This window comes from Lacibacter sp. (genome assembly GCF_035299325.1).
GTDB lineage: Bacteria > Bacteroidota > Bacteroidia > Chitinophagales > Chitinophagaceae > Lacibacter.
Genome location: NZ_DATGWT010000039.1, coordinates 1 through 19,165, shown reverse-complemented (window position 1 = coordinate 19,165; position 19,165 = coordinate 1). Strand labels below are relative to the sequence as shown.

15 protein-coding genes and 1 pseudogene are annotated in these 19,165 nt (G+C 40.8%); 6 read left to right on the top strand and 10 right to left on the bottom strand.

Features of this window, described 5'->3' with window-relative positions; all coding sequences use genetic code 11:
* Positions 1-143: 143 nt before the first annotated feature.
* The 7 genes from VK159_RS20640 to VK159_RS20610 form a co-directional block, all read right to left on the bottom strand.
* Entirely contained in the window at positions 144-617 is a 474-nt protein-coding gene (locus tag VK159_RS20640; RefSeq protein ID WP_324232066.1) for a hypothetical protein, read from the bottom strand.
* Positions 618-752: 135 nt separating this feature from the next.
* Positions 753-1,334, bottom strand: a complete 582-nt coding sequence (locus VK159_RS20635; protein ID WP_324232065.1) for a hypothetical protein — start codon at positions 1,332-1,334, stop codon at positions 753-755.
* Entirely contained in the window at positions 1,319-1,705 is a 387-nt protein-coding gene (locus VK159_RS20630) for a hypothetical protein (protein WP_324232064.1), read from the bottom strand. Before VK159_RS20630 ends, VK159_RS20635 begins: the two co-directional genes overlap by 16 nt.
* Before the next feature lie 215 nt (positions 1,706-1,920).
* Entirely contained in the window at positions 1,921-5,061 is a 3,141-nt protein-coding gene (locus VK159_RS20625; RefSeq protein WP_324232063.1) for a VPS10 domain-containing protein, read from the bottom strand.
* A 159-nt stretch (positions 5,062-5,220) separates the two neighbouring features.
* Positions 5,221-5,979, bottom strand: coding sequence for an acyl-CoA desaturase (locus VK159_RS20620; RefSeq protein WP_324232062.1), 759 nt, complete (start codon positions 5,977-5,979; stop codon positions 5,221-5,223).
* A gap of 135 nt (positions 5,980-6,114) precedes the next feature.
* Positions 6,115-7,017 (bottom strand): hypothetical protein, encoded by a 903-nt coding sequence (locus tag VK159_RS20615; RefSeq protein ID WP_324232061.1) that lies wholly within the window; start codon positions 7,015-7,017, stop codon positions 6,115-6,117.
* A gap of 62 nt (positions 7,018-7,079) precedes the next feature.
* Positions 7,080-7,907, bottom strand: coding sequence for a helix-turn-helix domain-containing protein (locus tag VK159_RS20610; protein ID WP_324232060.1), 828 nt, complete (start codon positions 7,905-7,907; stop codon positions 7,080-7,082).
* A gap of 80 nt (positions 7,908-7,987) precedes the next feature.
* Between VK159_RS20610 and VK159_RS20605 the strand changes: the two genes are divergently transcribed.
* The 3 genes from VK159_RS20605 (at position 7,988) to VK159_RS20595 (ending at position 13,154) form a co-directional block, all read left to right on the top strand.
* On the top strand, positions 7,988-9,619 hold the full coding sequence (locus VK159_RS20605) for a M28 family peptidase (protein WP_324232059.1): 1,632 nt from the start codon (positions 7,988-7,990) through the stop codon (positions 9,617-9,619).
* A gap of 232 nt (positions 9,620-9,851) precedes the next feature.
* Positions 9,852-11,939 (top strand): phosphate acetyltransferase, encoded by a 2,088-nt coding sequence (gene pta, locus VK159_RS20600; protein ID WP_324232058.1) that lies wholly within the window; start codon positions 9,852-9,854, stop codon positions 11,937-11,939.
* A 3-nt stretch (positions 11,940-11,942) separates the two neighbouring features.
* Positions 11,943-13,154 (top strand): acetate kinase, encoded by a 1,212-nt coding sequence (locus tag VK159_RS20595; protein WP_324232057.1) that lies wholly within the window; start codon positions 11,943-11,945, stop codon positions 13,152-13,154.
* Between the two features lie 112 nt (positions 13,155-13,266).
* Here VK159_RS20595 and VK159_RS20590 read toward each other — a convergent pair whose 3' ends face one another.
* On the bottom strand, positions 13,267-15,612 hold the full coding sequence (locus VK159_RS20590) for a hypothetical protein (protein ID WP_324232056.1): 2,346 nt from the start codon (positions 15,610-15,612) through the stop codon (positions 13,267-13,269).
* Between the two features lie 240 nt (positions 15,613-15,852).
* Between VK159_RS20590 and VK159_RS20585 the strand changes: the two genes are divergently transcribed.
* The 3 genes from VK159_RS20585 to VK159_RS20575 all read left to right on the top strand — a co-directional run bounded on the left by VK159_RS20585 (position 15,853) and on the right by VK159_RS20575 (position 18,015).
* Entirely contained in the window at positions 15,853-16,404 is a 552-nt protein-coding gene (locus VK159_RS20585; protein ID WP_324232055.1) for a cupin domain-containing protein, read from the top strand.
* Positions 16,405-16,442: 38 nt separating this feature from the next.
* Positions 16,443-17,279: an AraC family transcriptional regulator gene (locus tag VK159_RS20580; RefSeq protein WP_324232054.1), complete on the top strand. Its 837-nt coding sequence runs from the start codon at positions 16,443-16,445 to the stop codon at positions 17,277-17,279.
* A 394-nt stretch (positions 17,280-17,673) separates the two neighbouring features.
* On the top strand, positions 17,674-18,015 hold the full coding sequence (locus VK159_RS20575; RefSeq protein ID WP_324232053.1) for a hypothetical protein: 342 nt from the start codon (positions 17,674-17,676) through the stop codon (positions 18,013-18,015).
* A gap of 126 nt (positions 18,016-18,141) precedes the next feature.
* Here VK159_RS20575 and VK159_RS20570 read toward each other — a convergent pair whose 3' ends face one another.
* Both VK159_RS20570 and VK159_RS20565 read right to left on the bottom strand, forming a co-directional pair.
* Positions 18,142-18,879: an SDR family oxidoreductase gene (locus VK159_RS20570; protein ID WP_324232052.1), complete on the bottom strand. Its 738-nt coding sequence runs from the start codon at positions 18,877-18,879 to the stop codon at positions 18,142-18,144.
* A gap of 72 nt (positions 18,880-18,951) precedes the next feature.
* Positions 18,952-19,165, bottom strand: a pseudogene (locus VK159_RS20565) (Crp/Fnr family transcriptional regulator); the annotation flags it as partial.

Genomic DNA, 19,165 nt, shown 5'->3' with positions numbered 1-19,165 from the left:
AATGCTATTAGATGCAAAATCGTTAGCAGAGCCTTTGCAGTAATAGATAGAAATAACCCTTTTGTTGATCTAAATAAATTTAAAGCTGCAGCCTAAAATTGTTGCGGTTTTATTTGATTATGATCATAGAATGCGCCAGTGGGTTATATGGGTGTATAATCAATAAAATATTCAACTTTAGGATTGACTCTATTTATTTCAATCAATGCACCCAACCCATACTTATAGTTGTCAACACTATTTTGATTAACAAAATCATTGATTTTCTCAACATCACCCAATCTACTAATTGTATTCCAATATCCTTTAAACTCAAGAACAAGAACATTATGCACGTTAGACTCTCGCTTATGTATAAGTAAATCTGGGATTACTCCATTAGGAAAATTTTGTGTTCGTTTACTACCACCTAAATTCCTATTATATTCACAGTCTAAATCATACCCTTTGAAAGATGATAATTTCATCAGTTCATAAAAATATTTTCCGAACGTAAAAACAATGGCTCTTTCATTAGTTCTGTTTTTAATTAACCTCCAATCCGCCTCGTATAGCTCATGAAGAACGTATTCGATCATAATCTGAATCTCAGTAATTTGATTTATTGATAATTTCATAGATTTTTAAAAAAATGAAAAAAGATAGGAGAAATTTACACGATTAATTTATCAATTACATTATTTCTAAATCTGAAGAATAACCACAAATACAAAAGAACATAAAGGACACTTGTACTAGAAAGTTATAAGTAATTAAGATTTAGTAGATGCAATTTTTTGAATCATATCTAAGCTTATGTTACTTATTGATTTAAAATCGGATTCTTTTGATAAAAGTCCAGTATCACCGAAATGTATAATAATATCAATTAGTTTTGAATAAATTAAATTTCTTTGATTTACGTCTTTTGCCGCTCCAACTATGTTTGCCATTGACTCAATGACTGTAACACAATGTTGATTATACTCCTTTAGATGAATATAAGACCGATAAATTTTGAAACAGTAAGAAGCTAAAGAAAAAATTGCACCTATAATCGTTACTCTTATAATTGAAATATAAACAATCTGCCAAGTCCAATTTTCCTGAAATTTTTCACGAAGTAAACAATAGCCTAACGCAGCACTTGCAAAAATAAGAATTAAACATACTATCATCCATTTAAAGGCCTGTGTATCTAACTTTTCCCCATACTTTTGAAATTTTATTTTTACCACGTCCAATGCAGCAGACAATTCGGATATTCGTTGTTCTGACGACTCTCCTCCAACTGTCGATGAGGAATCAGTCTGAGAAGGCACCTGAACTGTACTATTGATTATATTGCTTTCCATACTGATAAGTGAATTGGCTTAGCATCAAGACCAGGTTTCAGTTCTGTCCTAATTTTAAAATAAAAAGTATCCCCATCTTTTGATTTTATTCTTTGCGCCTTTTTTAATTCAATTGGACTATCTGAAATCCAATTATATAAAGTAAGTTTTATATGAACTTCATCAATATTATACTGCCACAAAGTCGAATACTTCACTTCTTTTTCCTCTTCACTGAAAACTATTCTAAACTTCCAATTTAATATCTTTTTCCCGAGAGTTACATCTATAATAGAAGATGATTTAGTATCTAAGCACAAAAAGGTTTCGTTAAAAACCAACTGAACCTTATTGTTATCATACGTTGAAATAATTTGTACTTCGTTATCCATTTCTTAAAATTGAGAAACTTATGTTCAATATAGAATAATTAATATTAAATACAAGATAAAGATATGATTGAAATACTTTATCCATCTAAAAATTAGATTATGCCTACTTTGCTAATAAATAACAAACGCTTAGCCTTGGTCCGAGTCTCCATGATAATGTCCACGACTTTTTCCTGTTCCTGAAGACTCTAACCAGAGCGAAAGGCTCATCAACACTACTTCCAAATCGCCCCCACTCCTGCCTCGCCCAACTTTCTATTCAATGCATTCAACCGCACTGCCAATGCATCAGCTCTTTGTTTCAACGCTACCCATTGTAAATCGTATTCTTTTTTCAGATCAAGGCTTGGTTGGTTTACACGGGGGATATCACTTTCTGTTTGGTTAATGAGAAAGAGATAGTTGGCGGTAAACTTGTTGGGGAAATTTTCTACATCATCATAGGCTTTGCTTTTACGCTGCACCATGTCTTCATCCCATTCTTTCATGTCGTTACTTAAAGAATCAGCTTCTTTTTTCAGCGCTGCAAATTTCGCATCGGTTAAGTTCTTAATGAGATCATTCAACTGTAAACGTTTACCATTAAGTTTATTGATAAGGTTATGCATGGCCGTTACATCGGCTTCCATGGTACTCATCAACGCATCGTATGCACTGTATTCAGCAGGCGTTGTTGGATACAAGGGATTGGCAGCAATAACAGCCGTAGCAGTTGTTTGCTGTGTACCTGCTTTGATAGTAACGTTGTAAGTACCGGGGATCGCTTTATGTCCGGCATAACTGCTTTCGATATATACATTTGGTATGCCGGGCATGGTTGCATGACGCATATCCCACACAAAACGATTCAATCCTTTTTGTTTGCTGAGTGTGGGGTTGGGTGATGGTGCGCCATCATAGTATGGAGCGTTTTCTGCTACTGAACTAAAGCTGCGAATGAGTTTTCCTTTTGCATCAGTGATGGTCATTGTTACAGTATCTGTTGCTCTCAACTCAGGTAAGTTGTAATACAGCACTACGCCATTAGCAGGATTAACACCCACACCACGTGCCGTACCGGTTGGACTAGCCGTATTCATTGCACTGAAACCATTGGCGATATATGCCTCTTCGGGTTGATATAACTGTAACCCAGTTTGTTCTTTTTTATATTGACGTAGTACATGCAGATCATCGAGTACCCAAAAACTGCGGCCCGATGTTGCTGCAATGAGATCGCCTTTGTGTACACGCAGATCAGTAATTGGTGTAACCGGTAAATTCAATTGAAACGGTTGCCATTGTTTACCACCATCAAACGAAATAAATACACCTAACTCTGTTCCTGCATACAAGAGATCTTTACGCACATCATCTTCACGCACTACACGTGTAAATGCATTGTTGGGTATGCCGTTTACCAGCTTGGTCCATGTTTTACCATAGTCGGTTGTCTTGTAAATAGCGGGTGCATGATCATTAAATTTATATCGTGTGGTTGCAATGTATGCAGTTGCTTTATCGTGTGGCGATACTTCAATGGCATTGATCAAACATTCCTGCAAACCTGCGGGTGTAATGTTTGTCCATGTGGCACAACCATCTTTTGTGATGTACACATAGCCATCATCACTACCGGTATAGAGTACCCCTTTTTCATGCGGCGATTCTATCACATACGCCAACGTTCCATAGTTCTCCGCTCCCACTGCTTCATTAGTATATGGCACACCGCCTTTGCCTTGTTTTTCTTTTTCGTTGCGTGTAAGATCGGGTGATACTTCTTTCCATGTACGACCCATATCGGTTGTCTTCAATAATAATTGCGAACCATGATAATAAGTATTTGCTTCATGCTTGCTCCAGATGATGGGTGCATTCCAGTTGTAACGATATTTAATGTCTTTTGCATCCTTACCGAGATATTGAATGGGCGCAGGCATAATGTTGGTGCTTGCTTTTGCTTTTGTATCGAGCACTTCAATCGTGCCCTGGTAACTTCCTCCCAATACATAACGGGGATCGTTAGGGTCAAACGCAAGAAAGGCGCTTTCGCCACCTGCTGATGCTTCCCAATCGCTGGCAGTAATAGAGCTGCCACCAAAAGTTCGATGCGGAATCGATACCGATGTATTATCCTGCTGACCTGCATAAATGCGATATGGGAATTGATTATCGACATTGATACGATAGAACTGTGCCGTAGGCATTTGGTTTTGCGGACTCCATGTTTTTGCAAAATTCACCGATACTGCACAACCGCCATCGTTACTGATGATCATGTTGTTTGAATTTTTTGGATTGATCCAGAGATCATGATAATCGCCATGTGTACCGCTGAGGTTCTCCCAGGTTTTACCGCCATCTCTTGAACGCAATGCCGGTGCACTTAATACATAAATGGTTTGATCGTTATTTGGATCGATAAACAATTCAATATAATACCATGCACGTTGTATCAACCGATGATCATCTGTAATGCGGCTCCAGCTGGCACCTGCATTGTTGCTTACGAATAAACCACCTGCTTCTTTTTCACTATCGCTTTCAATCAATGCATAAACTTTTTCCGGATTGGAACGACTAACGGCAATGGACATCTTCCCCATTTCTGTCGGCAATCCATTGGTTAACTTCTGCCATGTATCTCCACCATCAACGCTTTTATACAAACCACTTCCTGCGCCACCACTGATCACCTGCCAGGGTTTGCGACCATGCTCCCACATCGATGCATAGATGATGCGTGGGTTATTCATGTCCATGCTTAATTCATTACAACCTGTATTTTCATTTACAAACAATACATTCTTCCAGGTGGCACCTCCGTCGGTGCTTTTATAAATACCACGTTCTTTGCTTTTGCTATACAATGCGCCTTGTGCGGCAACCAATAATGTGTTGGGATCTTTCGGATGCACCACTATGCGTGCAATATGCTGTGTGGCTTCGAGGCCCATGTGTTTCCATGTTTTACCTGCATCTGTACTCTTGTAGACACCATCACCATGATGCGTCATTACACCACGCACTGCATGTTCGCCCATACCAACATACACCACATTGGCATCGCTTTCTGGAACTGCCACCGCACCCACACTTCCTGTTTTAAAATACCCATCAGAAATATTGCTCCAGTTTAAACCAAGATCATCCGTTTTCCACAGTCCACCACCTGTTGTACCCATGTAATAGGTATTGATATCGCCGGGCACGCCGGTACCACAGTTGGATCGTCCTCCACGGAAAGGCCCAATGCTGCGCCATTTCACAGCGGAGAGTTGTTTGTTGAGATCGGATTTACTTGTGTCGGGTTTTGTTTGAGCGTTGATAGTTGTTGCTGTGATAAGAAGAGCAACCAAAAAGTATTTCTGCATGCTTATTGTTTTGGAACGGGAATATAAAACAAGTTTGCCAGAGATGAGTAGGTAGATATATGGATGGATATGATCGGGGAAGAAAGTTTCACGCAGAGAGTGCGGAGTCGTAGAGACGCAAAGATGATTGGTCAAGGATGAGCAACTCATCACTCATCATTAAAACTCAGCTTCCACCCGTTTTAATGCAAGGTTTTTTATTTTGATGATGTGCAGCCAGTCCATAATTCTTATGATAAGATAAACAGGGTCAACCTCATGCCAACGCACTCCACCAAAATCTACGCTGGAAGGATACTTGTGATGGTTGTTGTGATACGATTCACCCAGCATCAGAAAATCAAAGGGCAATAAATTTTTAGAGGTATTGCCTACTTTAAAATTGGTATAACCATATTTGTGTGCAAACCAGTTAACAATAGTGCCATGTACAGGCCCCATTAAAATATGAATGGGAATTAACAGGCACATCCACCAGGCAGTGGCAAATAAAATGTAGTAACCGATATAAATAAGACTCCACACGATGGAAGATGTCCATGTTAAAGCCCACTTATCAAAACCCGGCCAGTCGGGAATATTTTTCATAAACTTTTCATCTACCGGAAACGTACCGTTGTAAACTCCCATGTAAATCGTGTTGGTACGCTTCATCATTTCAATCACGTTCTTCTGGTATTTTGGCGAATGTGGATCTTTTTCTGTATCAGTATATGCATGATGCATCCGGTGCATAATGGCATAAGCCCTCGGGCTCATGTAAGAAGATCCTTGTGTAAGGTAAGAAAAGATATAAAAGAATTTTTCCCATCCCCTGCTCATGGTAAAGGCTGCATGCGACGCATAACGGTGGTAGAAAAATGTTTGCGAAAACAAAGACAAAAACCAATGGGCAATAAAGAAAAGAAGTATTGCCATAACCTCATCAATTTACATCCTAATTTAAAACAAAACATACCCTGAAGAAAATGATGCAGGTCAGTTTGCGTTTTGATTCTTATTGTTGATTCAGGTTATGCAGTTGCTTTGCTGCAAATGCCTGAACAACTTCAATTACTCAATCGTATCTCTATCCCAGTTACGGATCATATCAGCAATACTTTTATGTGCTGATGTTTCAAGAAACGAAATCAATTGCTCATCCGTAAGTGTTGCTTTTTGTTGTTTGAATACATTCCATAGTTTCAGCACCAATTCCTTTCCACCGGCATCATAAATATCGCCTGCCGATTTATGCCAGCGGCATTGGTACCAGCCATAATTTTTTGCATGCTGCTGACCTATTTCTTCATAACGTTCATGCACATCTTTTAAACTTGTGTATTTGTATTCTTTTGTACCGCCGTCGATGACCATGCGTGGGAAAAGTGTAAGTGCAGGTAATTGCTCCGGTTCATTTTCGGCAATATAAGTATGCAGTAAAATATTGCAGAATAACTCGCCCATCCATTTTCGTTGCATGGTAAGCCCGCCCTGTATATGAAAAGCATGACCGAGTTCGTGCAAAGCCAGCAGATCAAAAAATGCTTCCATACTGATGTTGCCGTTACTGTTACGGTAAACTGTCTCAATTTGTGTACGCAGGTCGGTTGGTAACTGATCCATTGGCGGAATAAACCCTTTCCACATGGCATTATCTTCCGCTGCCACGATCAGTGTTTGCTGATCGTTGTAATGCGGCATACCGTACACGGGAAAATTGGTATAGCTGCTCCAATCGGCAGCTGATAACACCAATAAGGTAACCGTTGGCTTAAACCCCACTAACTGGTTATGAAAGGCAATTGCTTTTTCAACCCTGTTGCTGATGGTTGCTGCCCGTTGTTGATGACCTGCACTGTAATAGGCTTTGATGGTTTTTGTTTCCAACGCTGTGAGCTTTTCAAATTTTTGTGCAGTTGCCTGATGAATGATTGAAACAAGGAATACGAACGACAGAAGAATTGTTTTTTGCATGGTGACTGATTTTGATACAAAACTCGTCAACCGTTAAGGCAGTAAATAGTATGAAAACGACATTATAAACGGAGATCGGCCTGTAAACGGACAGGGTTGCCGTTCAACTCTTTTTCAATGATGCCCGGTGCCACGCCTGCAAATTGCTTGAAGTCACGGATAAGATGCATCTGATCAAAATAATTACATTCATAAGCGATCTTTGTCCAGCTCCAGTCAGGAAAATTTTCCCGCAGCCTGTATGCTTTGGAAAAACGAACGATCCTGGAAAATAATTTCGGCGGCAAACCAATACGTTCTTTACTCACCCGTTCAAACTGGCGCAAACTTAAGCAAGCCATCGATGCAATGTTTTCAATCGATACATTGCCCTCAACACGTAACAGTTCCAGCATTGCTTTGTCAAAGGGTAAGATCTCTTTTAAACGTTTTGCTTTTTTCAACAGGAATGCTTCCACCACATCTTTAATCGCATCAAAATTGTTTGCTTCCTGCATTTTTTCATTCAGCTCATTCATCTCTTTTCCAAATACATCTGCTGCATCGTAACTGCCATCGATCATTTCGGCCATGGATAAACCAAGCAAACGATGCAACCCGCCGGGATGAAAACCAACCCTCACCGCCTTATGATCTTTGTTGATATCAATGGTAACACGGTTGAGTTGCGGACCTACAATGACACTGCGTGGCTGTAAAATAAAGTGATCGCTTCCCTCCTGTTGTACTTTGATCTGATCATTGATATAAAAGAACAATGAATTTTGTGGCGTGGGCGGATAGGGACATAACACCGGCCCGGCAGAAGGATCAATTTCTGCATGCACCAGCATAATGCACTGCACAAACTCCTGCAACAACGGATGCGGTATGTAAAACTTTGTTTGCAATTAATTGACTTGAGTGAAAGTTACACAAAACTTCTGCATCTGTGAAAAGACCCGAAACTAAATTTCACTATCTTGTCTGCATGAAAAAGTATGTATTTCTATTGCTGAGTATTGCAACCTTGCATGGTTCTGCACAACAGGTAAACATCTCCAAAAAGATTCAACAGGCGATGAACAGGATCGATACCAATACGATCCGTTCGCATATTGCCTACCTCGCCGATGACAAACTGAAAGGACGTTTACCCGGCACTGAAGGTTACCAGATGGCTGTCGATTATGTGGTAGAGCAATATAAAAAAATGGGTGTTGCACCCGGCGGCGACAACGGCGGTTATACGCAGAAGTTAGTATTGCGTCGTTCGGTGTTGAATAATAAATCGGCAGTGGCAGTATTGAAAGACAAACAAGGCAATATCGATTCCTTACAGTTTGCAGTTGATTATACCGCAGCACCACACCCGATGTTTACGAATGCCAAAGGAGAAGGCGAATTAGTTTTTGCAGGTTATGGTGTAGAAATTCCCGGACAGTATTCTGATTACGCAGGTATTGATGTAAAAGGGAAAATTGTGGTACTGGTTGCAGGTGCGCCTGATGGATTGATTTCAACACTAACAGCGCATTTCTCCAATGCAGGCAATAAAATGAACACAGCTTTTGCAAAAGGTGCAGTTGGAGCTGTATTGATCAACTTAGCAGTAAGGCCATCTGGCAATGCCGCTGCAGTCATCCAATCAAATGTTGCAGTGAACCCTGCAAAAACAGAAGCCTATGGCCGTGGTTTTACCGGCAATCTGAATATTGCACTCAGCGGCGGCAAAGCATTGCTCAGTCGTTTGTTTATGCACTCCGGCAAAAACATGGAGCAGGTGTTGGCTGATATTAAAAAGGGCAAAGCATCTTCCTTTGCATTGCCGTACAGTATAGCTGCATCGTACAGCACAACACATACCGATTTTGAAAGTTATAATGTGGTGGGCTTAATTCCCGGCAGCGATAAAGTTTTGAAGAATGAATACGTGGTGCATTCTGCCCATCTCGATCATGTGGGTATTGGTCGTGCAGTAAATGGTGATTCGATTTATAATGGTGCACATGATAATGCATCAGGAGTTGCTTCATTACTTGAGATTGCACGTATCTATAAAACATCGGGCGCAAAACCAAAGCGTTCAATATTGATCGTAATGGTTACTGCTGAAGAAATGGGATTGGTTGGCTCGTCTTATTTTGCTGCAAACCCTACTGTACCAAAAGCATCGATCGTTGCTGATGTAAATACGGATATGCCGACCGTGATCGCTCCGTTGCTTTCCGTTGTTCCATTGGGTGCTGAACATTCGAGCATCATGAACAATGTAAAATTTGCAGCTTCGTATTTAAAACTGGATGTAGAAAAAGATCCGGAGCCCGAACAAAACCGTTTTGTGCGTAGTGATCAATACAGTTTCGTGATGAATGGAATTCCTGCCCTGCATATCAAGTATGGCAATAAAACAAATATCCCCGGTTTTGACCTGGATGCATTTATCAAACAATGGCGTGCGAAATACTATCATCAAAGTGCGGATGGATTAGATGGCATCTTCAATTTTACAGCAGCGAAAACCTATGTGCAGTTGAATTTTCTCATCAGTTATTCCATTGCGCAAACAACTGAACGTCCCATGTGGAATAAGGGTGATTTGTTTGGAACGGTTCAGCACTAATAAAACGTTTTAAAAAAGCCCGAAACCGGCCGATCTGTCGCTCGGTTATTCCTGTTCACCCGAAACAAAAAGTCTGCTTAATGTTTTGCAGCCGGATGAAGCATGATAATAATCAGTTTTCTAAAGGGTCTATCCCATTTTATCGCCCGCCGTGCGGCAATAAATTTGCCAAACAAAATAAAACTGCCGGTAAAAGGCTGTTTAGTTCCTGTATTCAACTAATTTTTACTTTATGAATCGGTCGGTTTACATCATCACACCATCTAACCAAAGCGGGAAATCCATCATCAGCCTGGGGCTTATGCAAATGTTGCAGCGCACCACCCCACGGGTTGCTTTTTTTAAACCTGTGGTTGAAGACAAAGAAGCAAAGGATAATCACATTGATGCCGTTCTTTCCCACTTTAAAATTCCCATGGAATATGAAGAAGCCTATGCTTTTTCAAGAAGTGAATTGAACGAGCTCCGTAACCAGGGCCGCATTAATTATGTGTATGATGAGATCATTGAAAAATACAAGAAGCTGGAAGAACGGTTTGATTTTGTGTTGGTGGAAGGGAGCGATTTTAATGAAGAGACTTCTGTATTTGAAGTTGACTTTAATGCATCACTGGCAACATCACTTGGTATGCCGGCGCTGCTGGTGATCAAAGATAATTTTGATTCTGTTGATGAACTGGTAGAACATGTGCAGTTACAGCTGCATTCGTTCATGGCGAAAAACATCAAGATCATAGGCGTGTTTGTGAGCCGCTGCACCAAAGATGTTGCAGTAGCAGAAAAAGCGCTGAAAGCAAGACTGCCGAAAGAGTTGATCGTAGCGCTTATTCCCAATAGTGAGGAGTTAGGCCATCCTACCATGAAAGAAATTGCCGATGAATTAAAAGCACATGTGTTGTTTGGCAGTGATAAGCTGGATGCCATTGCACGCAATTCAATTATTGGCGGTATGCAGCTGGCGAATTATCTAAACCGTATTTCACCTGATTGTGTAGCGGTAATGCCTGGCGACAGATCGGATCTTGTGATTGGCACTATGCTGGCGAACATGTCGCCCAATTACCCACGTGTTGCAGGCCTCGTGCTTACCGGTGGTTTTCTACCCGAACGTTCGGTGGTAAATCTCATGGATGGAACGCAGCAAACATTGCCTGTTTTAGCAGTAAGCACCGGCACGTTTGAAACGGCATCACGCATTGCCAACATACAACCAAAGATCTATGCCGGTAACGAATACAAGATCAGGCTGGCCATCGATATTTTTGAATCGTCTGTTGGTACCGATGCACTGAGTGAAAAGATCAACTCTGTAAAATCGGAAGCCATCACGCCCATCATGTTCCAGCATAATTTACTGGCGAAAGCAAAAAAAGCACAAACACATATTGTATTACCCGAAAGCGAAGATGAACGGATTTTAAAAGCGGCATCTCGTTTGGCGAAAGATAAAATTGGCTTCTTCACATTACTTGGTAAAGCAGATGAAGTAAAAGCGAGAGTAAAAGATCTTGGTTTGTATTGGGATGATGAACGGATCAAGATCGTTGACCCGATGACGAGTAACAAGTATGAAGATTATTATACAACCCTGTACGAACTGCGTAAGGCAAAAGGTATGGAAATTACTGCTGCTGCAGATCTCATGACTGATCCATCGTATTACGGAACAATGATGGTATACAAAGGCGATGCCGATGGTATGGTTTCGGGTGCAGCACATACAACAGCACATACCATTAAACCGGCTTTGCAGTTTGTGAAAACAAGAAAAGGTTTTAATACCGTGTCATCTGTTTTCTTTATGTTACTGCCCGACAGAGTTGTGTTGTATGGCGATTGTGCAATTGTTCCAAATCCAACTGCAGAACAGTTGGCAGAGATCGCTATATCATCAGCCGATTCAGCCACAACATTTGGTATTGAAACAGCAAGAGTGGCGATGCTCTCCTATTCATCGGGCACATCCGGCACCGGTGAAGAAGTAGAGAAAGTGCGTTCTGCAACAGCTATTGTAAAACAACGTCGTCCTGATATTCTGGTGGAAGGACCAATTCAATACGATGCTGCTGTGGATCCTGCTGTGGGCCGTAGTAAAATGCCGGGATCGGAAGTAGCAGGACAAGCCAATGTACTCATCTTCCCCGATCTCAATACAGGTAACAATACCTACAAAGCCGTGCAACGTGAAACAGGTGCATTAGCAGTTGGACCGATGTTACAGGGTTTGAATAAACCGATCAACGACTTAAGCCGTGGTGCTACCATTGACGATATATACAACACCGTTGTTATTACAGCTATTCAATCAACGAACAAATAAGCTATGCAGATATTAGTGATCAATGCCGGTAGTTCATCTATGAAATACCAGCTGATAGAAACAGATGATAAAACCGTTTTAGCCAAAGGACTTGCAGAACGGATTGGTATTGCAGGCAGCAGGGTAAAACATCAATTCACCAAAAACGGAACAACAGGTGAAAAAGTTGTTGAACAGGATCTCCCCGATCATAATGTAGCGTTTGAAATAATTACACAACTGTTGACCGATAAAGAGGATGCAGTTATTCCATCACCTGAGGCAATTAAAGCTGTCGGGCATCGCATTGTACATGGCGGGGAAAAATTTTCGGATACACAGGTGATCACTGAAGAAGTAAAAGACACCATCCGTGCATTGATCCCGTTGGCACCTTTACACAACCCTGCCAATTTAATTGGTGTGGAAGCTGCAGAAAAATTCTTTCCGAAAGCGGTACAGGTGGCAGTGTTCGATACAGCTTTTCATCAAACACTTCCCGAACATGCATTCCGTTATGCCATTCCTGAAAAATTTTATACCGAAGATAAAATACGGGTGTATGGTTTTCATGGCACCAGTCATAAGTATGTGTACAATGAGGCAAAAAAGTTTTTAAAGAATGAAAAACTGAAAGCGATTACCATTCATCTTGGCAATGGCAGCAGCATGGCGGCCATTGATGAGAATGGACATAGTGTTGATACAAGTCTTGGCTTTGGTCCACTGTGTGGATTGGTAATGGGCACACGAAGCGGCGATATTGATCCATCAGTCATTTTCCATATGATCGAGCAATTGAATATGCCTTTGGAAAAAATAAAAAATGTGCTGAATAAAGAAAGCGGAATGCTCGGTCTTGCAGGCAGCAGTGATGCACGTGATGTTGCAACGAAGTATAATAGCGAAGACAGTAATGCCAAACTCACGTTTGAGCTGTATGGCTATCGCATCCGCAAATATATCGGTGCCTACATGGCCGCACTCAATGGTGTGGATGCATTGATCTTTACTGCAGGGCTTGGTGAAAACTCTGTACTCACACGCAGCTATGCCTGTAAGCATTTAGAAAATTTAGGCATTGAACTCGATGAACAATTAAACGTAGAAAAGAATCATCCCGATGCACCGGTTGAAATACAAACTGCCGCAAGCAAAGTAAAAATCTTGATCGTGCCTACCAATGAAGAATGGCAGATCGCAAAAGAAGTATCGGAGTTGGTGAAGAGGTTTTAGACTTTAAGCTCGTTTACATAATTTTCAAACAATGGCTTGGTTCGTTCTTCACGAACCCTATCACAACCCTGTTCCTGTTTTTGAAGACAAGAACAGGTCATTAAAATTCAGTTTAATAAGTCCGCTTTACCCGGAAGCTCATTCTGAATTTGTATTGTTTTAGGTTTACGTCTTCCAGTGTTCCTTCAGCAATTCCGGCAACATAACCGCCAACGGGTCCGTATTCTGTAATATGTAGTAGTGATGGCCCTGTTGGATATGCATTTATTTCAGCCAAATAAAAATCTTCCAGCGAATGACTGCTGCCGACAGCAATACCTGCAGATGGAAAAGAAAACCCATTACTTTCAAGTGTGATCTTGTTTTGTACCTCTACACCTATACGTGCTCCATTATCAAGAAAATGAAATTTAATGGTATCCTGTGGCGGTAAATAACTGCGGTATTGTTGATCATCGATCACATAATTAAAATACTCCATTGTACCGGGCGGGTTAGAACAACTGTTTACAGTAAGCTGTTTAGTGCCCGCCTGCACAGTTGTGGAAATAGTAGTACCGGGTAACAATGTAGATGCATTCACTGCTGTTATGTACACCGTTTCCGCTCCACTGCTATTACACAAAGGAATATTATAGCTAAAAGCACCTGCACTGTTTACAGGTGCCTGCATTCCTTTTTGATCTTTATAAATAATTACAATGCCATTCGGCACAGGGTTGTTGTTACAATCCACTACTGTTCCTGTAATAGTAGCCATTGCCAAACCTGTTATGGTAAGATTACCAATAGAAGTATCTCTGTTAACGGTTGAAAAATTTGTTGTAAACACCGGTGTGTTGCATTGAAGAGAACCGAATACCGATAGTTGATAGCTTCTGTTGGTATAAATAGCTGTACTAACCAATCCTCCGGCTATACTTGTTAGCCTGACCGGATTCTGCAAATCAGTAACAGGAGCAATGCGAACAAAAAGATCAGGCAAAGGGTTACCTGCAGCATCAACAAGTTTACAACTGAAGCGAATGGTAGCATCTGTTCCACACACACTGAGATTACCTGCATCATTAGCACCCGGCAATAACTTTACATAGGCCGTATTGCCTTTTTGTGCCGTGGGTATTTCAACCGGTATCAGTTGCAATCCGTTCCTGTAAACATAATCGCAGGCAACAGTACAAAACTCAACCACACCTTCACTGTTTGCCTGATAACGCACATCATTGTTTAAAGAATACACATAGCCATTTGTTACTTTACCGCCACCGCATGCTTTTAGTGCAGCCTTTACCGTTACAACACGTTCATCTGTCAAAACCATTTCGCCCAATGGTACATCTGTTCTCCCGGTAGTAAAATTTTTTGAGTAGAGAGGCGATTCACAATCAGCAGATAACCGAACTGTATGCTGTGCATCTGCTCTTACATAACCGGTGAAATAACCCTGTTCATTACTGTAGTGCCATACCGGATCGATATTAATTAATGATACGTTTTGTGGAATGAAACGAACCCCTGCAAATCCAAACGGCAAACCCGTTTTACCGGTAAAGCGACCGGTCACCCTTACATACTCACTGGCTGTGCCAACTGCAAAATGCCCCAGTTCACGAATATCTGTTTTTACTTCTGTTGTTGCTGCTACACTTGCCATCCCTTTTTGCTGCCAAAAACCTTTTGCCGCATCATAATGCCAGAGATGTATACCGGAAGGCATTGAAGTTCCTGTAACTCCCCACAGATAAAATTTCAGTTCAGCAGTTTTTCCATCGGCGAGTTTTAGCCTTTCGCCGTTCAAACCATACAATACAATATTTCCGAAATTGTGAATAGAAAGCAGTTTCAGTTTTCCGCTCGAATCGATCCCCAATAAACCACCAGGCATATAATCAGCAAACCCGCCGTCATTTGGTTTTTTATAGTTCAGAATCATTTTAACAAAACCAGTATATAGCGTATTGGTCGATTCTACAACCAGCGTATTCGGTGCTATTTTTACCTGAGCATCAAAACCGTTCAAACTGATGGTAGTACCCGCAGCGGCAGAAAACACGCCACCCATTGAACTCTTTAAATTTATTCGTGTAAACACTGCTTTACTGTCGGTTAACTGAAATGTTTTATACCCCGTTTCAAAATCAGGTTTTGATACAATAAGCTGAGCAGCATATTGTATTACACGTGCATCCTTAATTTCAAAATAACCATATTCATCAGTAGTCGTTGTCTTGTCGCCATACTGCACCAATGCACCTGACAGACGACCGGTAGCTCCCCCTTCACCTTTTACATAACCCGATACTGACGATTGAATGGTGGTTGTAAAATCAGGCGTAGTGGCAGGTGTTTGTGGATTATTGTTTGTTGAGCCTGGTGCTTTGCGGCAGGAAGATCCTTGGAGTAACAGCACAAAAAGCAGGGTAAGCAACAATGCAGATCGGTTGGGTAATGTAAACATGAGGTGCTTGTGATAGTTTGGGCACTTAAGATAAAAACAAAAACCGGAATTTAAAACAGACCTCGTTGCCAAGGTTCGTGAAGACTAAACCGGGGCACTGAATGCTGATTGATTCCACCCCTTCTTCCTTGTGCCTTGTCCTTGCACCTTGTACCTTGTTCCTTCGCCGAAAAAATGTCTATTTCCTACCACTAATCTGTTGGGCGGTTGATTGATTTTTAGGGTTTAAAAACAATCACCATGCTACGAAAAGATTTTTTGACCAAAACACTTCTTGCATTACCTGCCATGGCCGTTGCTAACGAACTAACCGCAGGCACTACTTCTACCAAAGAACCGTTTATTGTTGATGCCGGCAAATCACGCTTTGGTGATACCGTTAAATTCCTCGGCGTTCATCCCAACGATCTCAAAATTTCATCGAAGGATACAGACGGGCAACTCTCGGTGTTCGATTATACCGGGTTTGGAAAAGTGGGCCCTACGTTACATGTCCATTTTAAACAGGATGAAATTTTTACTGTGGTGGAAGGAGAATACCGTTTTGTAGTGGGGAAAGAAACACATGTACTCAAAGCAGGACAAACCATCTTTCTTCCCCGTGGTATACCACATACGTGGATACAGTTAACCGATAAAGGACGCATGATCTATTTTCTGCAGCCTGCCGGTAAAATGGAAGAGTTTTTCGTTTTGATGAACAGCTTAAAAGAACGTCCATCACCTGATGAAATGGACCGGATCCATGCTGCACACGATATGAAAGTTGTTGGTCCGCCGCTTACACTCTGATAAATGCGTTGTATCTTAAACCGGAAAACAACACTCATTTGTTACTAAAAGATTTTATACCTGCACCTGATGTACGGGAATTTGTGCAACTGTTCCGGATCGTTCATTTTCAATTTGAAAAAGAACAACCGTTGCCGTTTAAAGCATATCCTCCGAGACCGGAGCAATGTCTTGCCTTCTACCCCTTCGATACAGAAGTAGTTGAATACCCGAGCAGCGGCCTGCAGGTAAAACATCTTCCTGTTGTTCTGTACGGACAGTTTTCGCAGGTAACCAATCGCATGATTGGCCGGAACTTTTTAGTTGTGCAGGTTGTTTTTCAGCCGGGTGCTTTGTATCGTTTAACAGGAGTTCCTGCAAATGAATTATGCAACCGTTATATAGATGCTGAAATTTATTTCTCATCGCAGATACGTTTTGTAAATGAACAACTGGCTGCAGCAACAGACTATGCAAACATGCTGGAAACAGTTACTGATTTTATCCGTTCACTTATCCGCACACATAAAAAACAACGTCTGCTTATTGATGATGTATTTCTGCAATTATTACACGGAAAAAAACCAAGGCTTGAGCAACTTGCAGCGCAGGCCTGTTTAAGCAGCAAACAACTGGAGCGAAAGTTTAAAGAACGTACCGGTGTAAATCCGAAACTGTTTGAACGCATTATCCGTTTCGATAAAGCATTTCGTCTTCGTAATGCACGACAGGAATTCGACTGGCTTCGTATTGCGGTTGAATGTAATTACCACGATTATCAGCACCTCGCCAAAGAGTATAAAGATTTTACCGGACTTACGCCAATAGCTTTTCATGAAATAGAAAACAAAGCACCGGAACGTCAGTTTGGATTGATTGAAGGGTATTATGAATAGTGTCATTCTTTCATAGCCATGTCTTCTGAAAAGGACGTGGCGTAATACCAGTTCAATCCTTTATGACGAAACGTCCCATGCAGGAGACGTTTCTGCGAAGGGGAGTATCGGAGTTGGTGAAGAGGTCTTAGACTTTAAGCTCGTTTACATAATTTTCAAACAATGGCTTGGTTCTTTCTTCACGAACCCTATCACAACCCTGTTCCTGTTTTTGAAGAAAAGAACAGGTCATTAAAATTCAGTTTAATAAGTCCCCTTTCTGGCGCAAGTGCGCCACAGAGGGCAACAGAAAAAATCCTGATACTTATCGAACAACGATAAGAGCTATTTTGTTTTAGCTGCTTAATATTTAAATTTGAGCAGTTGCGAAACTATTTACTATAAAAGAATAACAATGAAAAACGTACTTCTTACCGTCTTTAAAATTTCGATACTACTTGTATTGGCTGGAAAGATTTTAAACTGGTTGCTGAATTTCAGCGACGCAACGAATCAACTTTTAAACATCGTCATGTTTAGTATCATTGGGATCGCTTATACCGTGATGGGGTTTTATTGGAATCACAAACTCACAAAAATTGTAATAACAACTTGCGGGCTGTTTTTAATCGCTATGAATTTCTTTCCAGGAAGCACACTATTGCAAATCGTTGGAATTGTATGCATACTTACACCTATGCTCATCGCACGTTTTCACAAAGAAGAAAATCCTGTAATCAAACCAACAAAAAGCTGATTTCGCTTTTATTCTTTCTTCATAGCAATGTCTCCCGCAATAGAGATTGCGTTTAGATAATTTCGTTGTTACCTGTACTACAAAACATACTCTGCGGGAGACCTTGCCGGGAAGAAAATGTTTTTGTTACCAGGGAATCTCTCCTGTTGTCGGGTTAGTTTCTTCACTTATAAATTTACCTGTTACACCATCTTTGTCTAACAAGGCATATTTTACAATTCGTTTTCCTGCTTCTTCAACTTCACCACCGTTAAAGCCTGTAAAATCAGTTTTTGTATAACCCGGACAAACTGCGTTTATTTTGAACGGGGTGTCCCGTAGTTCGTAAGCCAAATGAACGGTAAACATATTCAAAGCTGCTTTTGATGAACCATAAACCGCATATTTTGCAAAGTTATAACCCATCCAATCAGGATCGCTTTGAAGAGTAAGTGAACCTACGCTTGTACTTACATTCACAATTCTTGGCTCAGGTGATTTGCGTAACAAATCAATAAAAGCCTGTGTAACACTTGCCACGCCAAATACATTGGTGTTAAATGCAGCTAAAAATTGTTCTGTGCCTGCTTCCAGTGCGGTATAGGGTGCACCACCATTGATGCCTGCATTGTTAATCAAAACGTCTAAACAGTTTGTTTTTCTGCCAATTTCAATTCGGGCTTTTTTTACTGAATTATTATCGGTTACGTCAATTTCAATGACTTCAACATTTGTCAGGTTTTCGGCTTTTAATTGTTGAACGGCTTTTGTACCATTCTCTGAATTTCGGCTTCCGAGATAAACATAAAATCCTTTTTGCAATAGTTGTCTGGCGGTTTCAAATCCAATGCCTTTGTTGGCACCTGTGATAAATGCTGTCTTCATTTTTTTAAAATTTTTAGTGCAAATATTTCACTAGAAAGAATGAAGTCATTTACCATTTGGTAAAAAGCAAAATCATTTGATATTTTTTCTTATTCTGCTCAATGATTGTTGTGTAACGCCTAAGTATGAAGCTATATGAGAAAGAGCAACACGGTTAGTAAGTGTTGGATGGTTTTCCAAAAATTCCAAATAGCGGGTAGTGGCATCTTGAGAAATGACCGGGCCTTTTCTTGATTTTTGATAAAGACAATTTTGAACCATTTTGTTTTTGATGTTATCCCAGCCT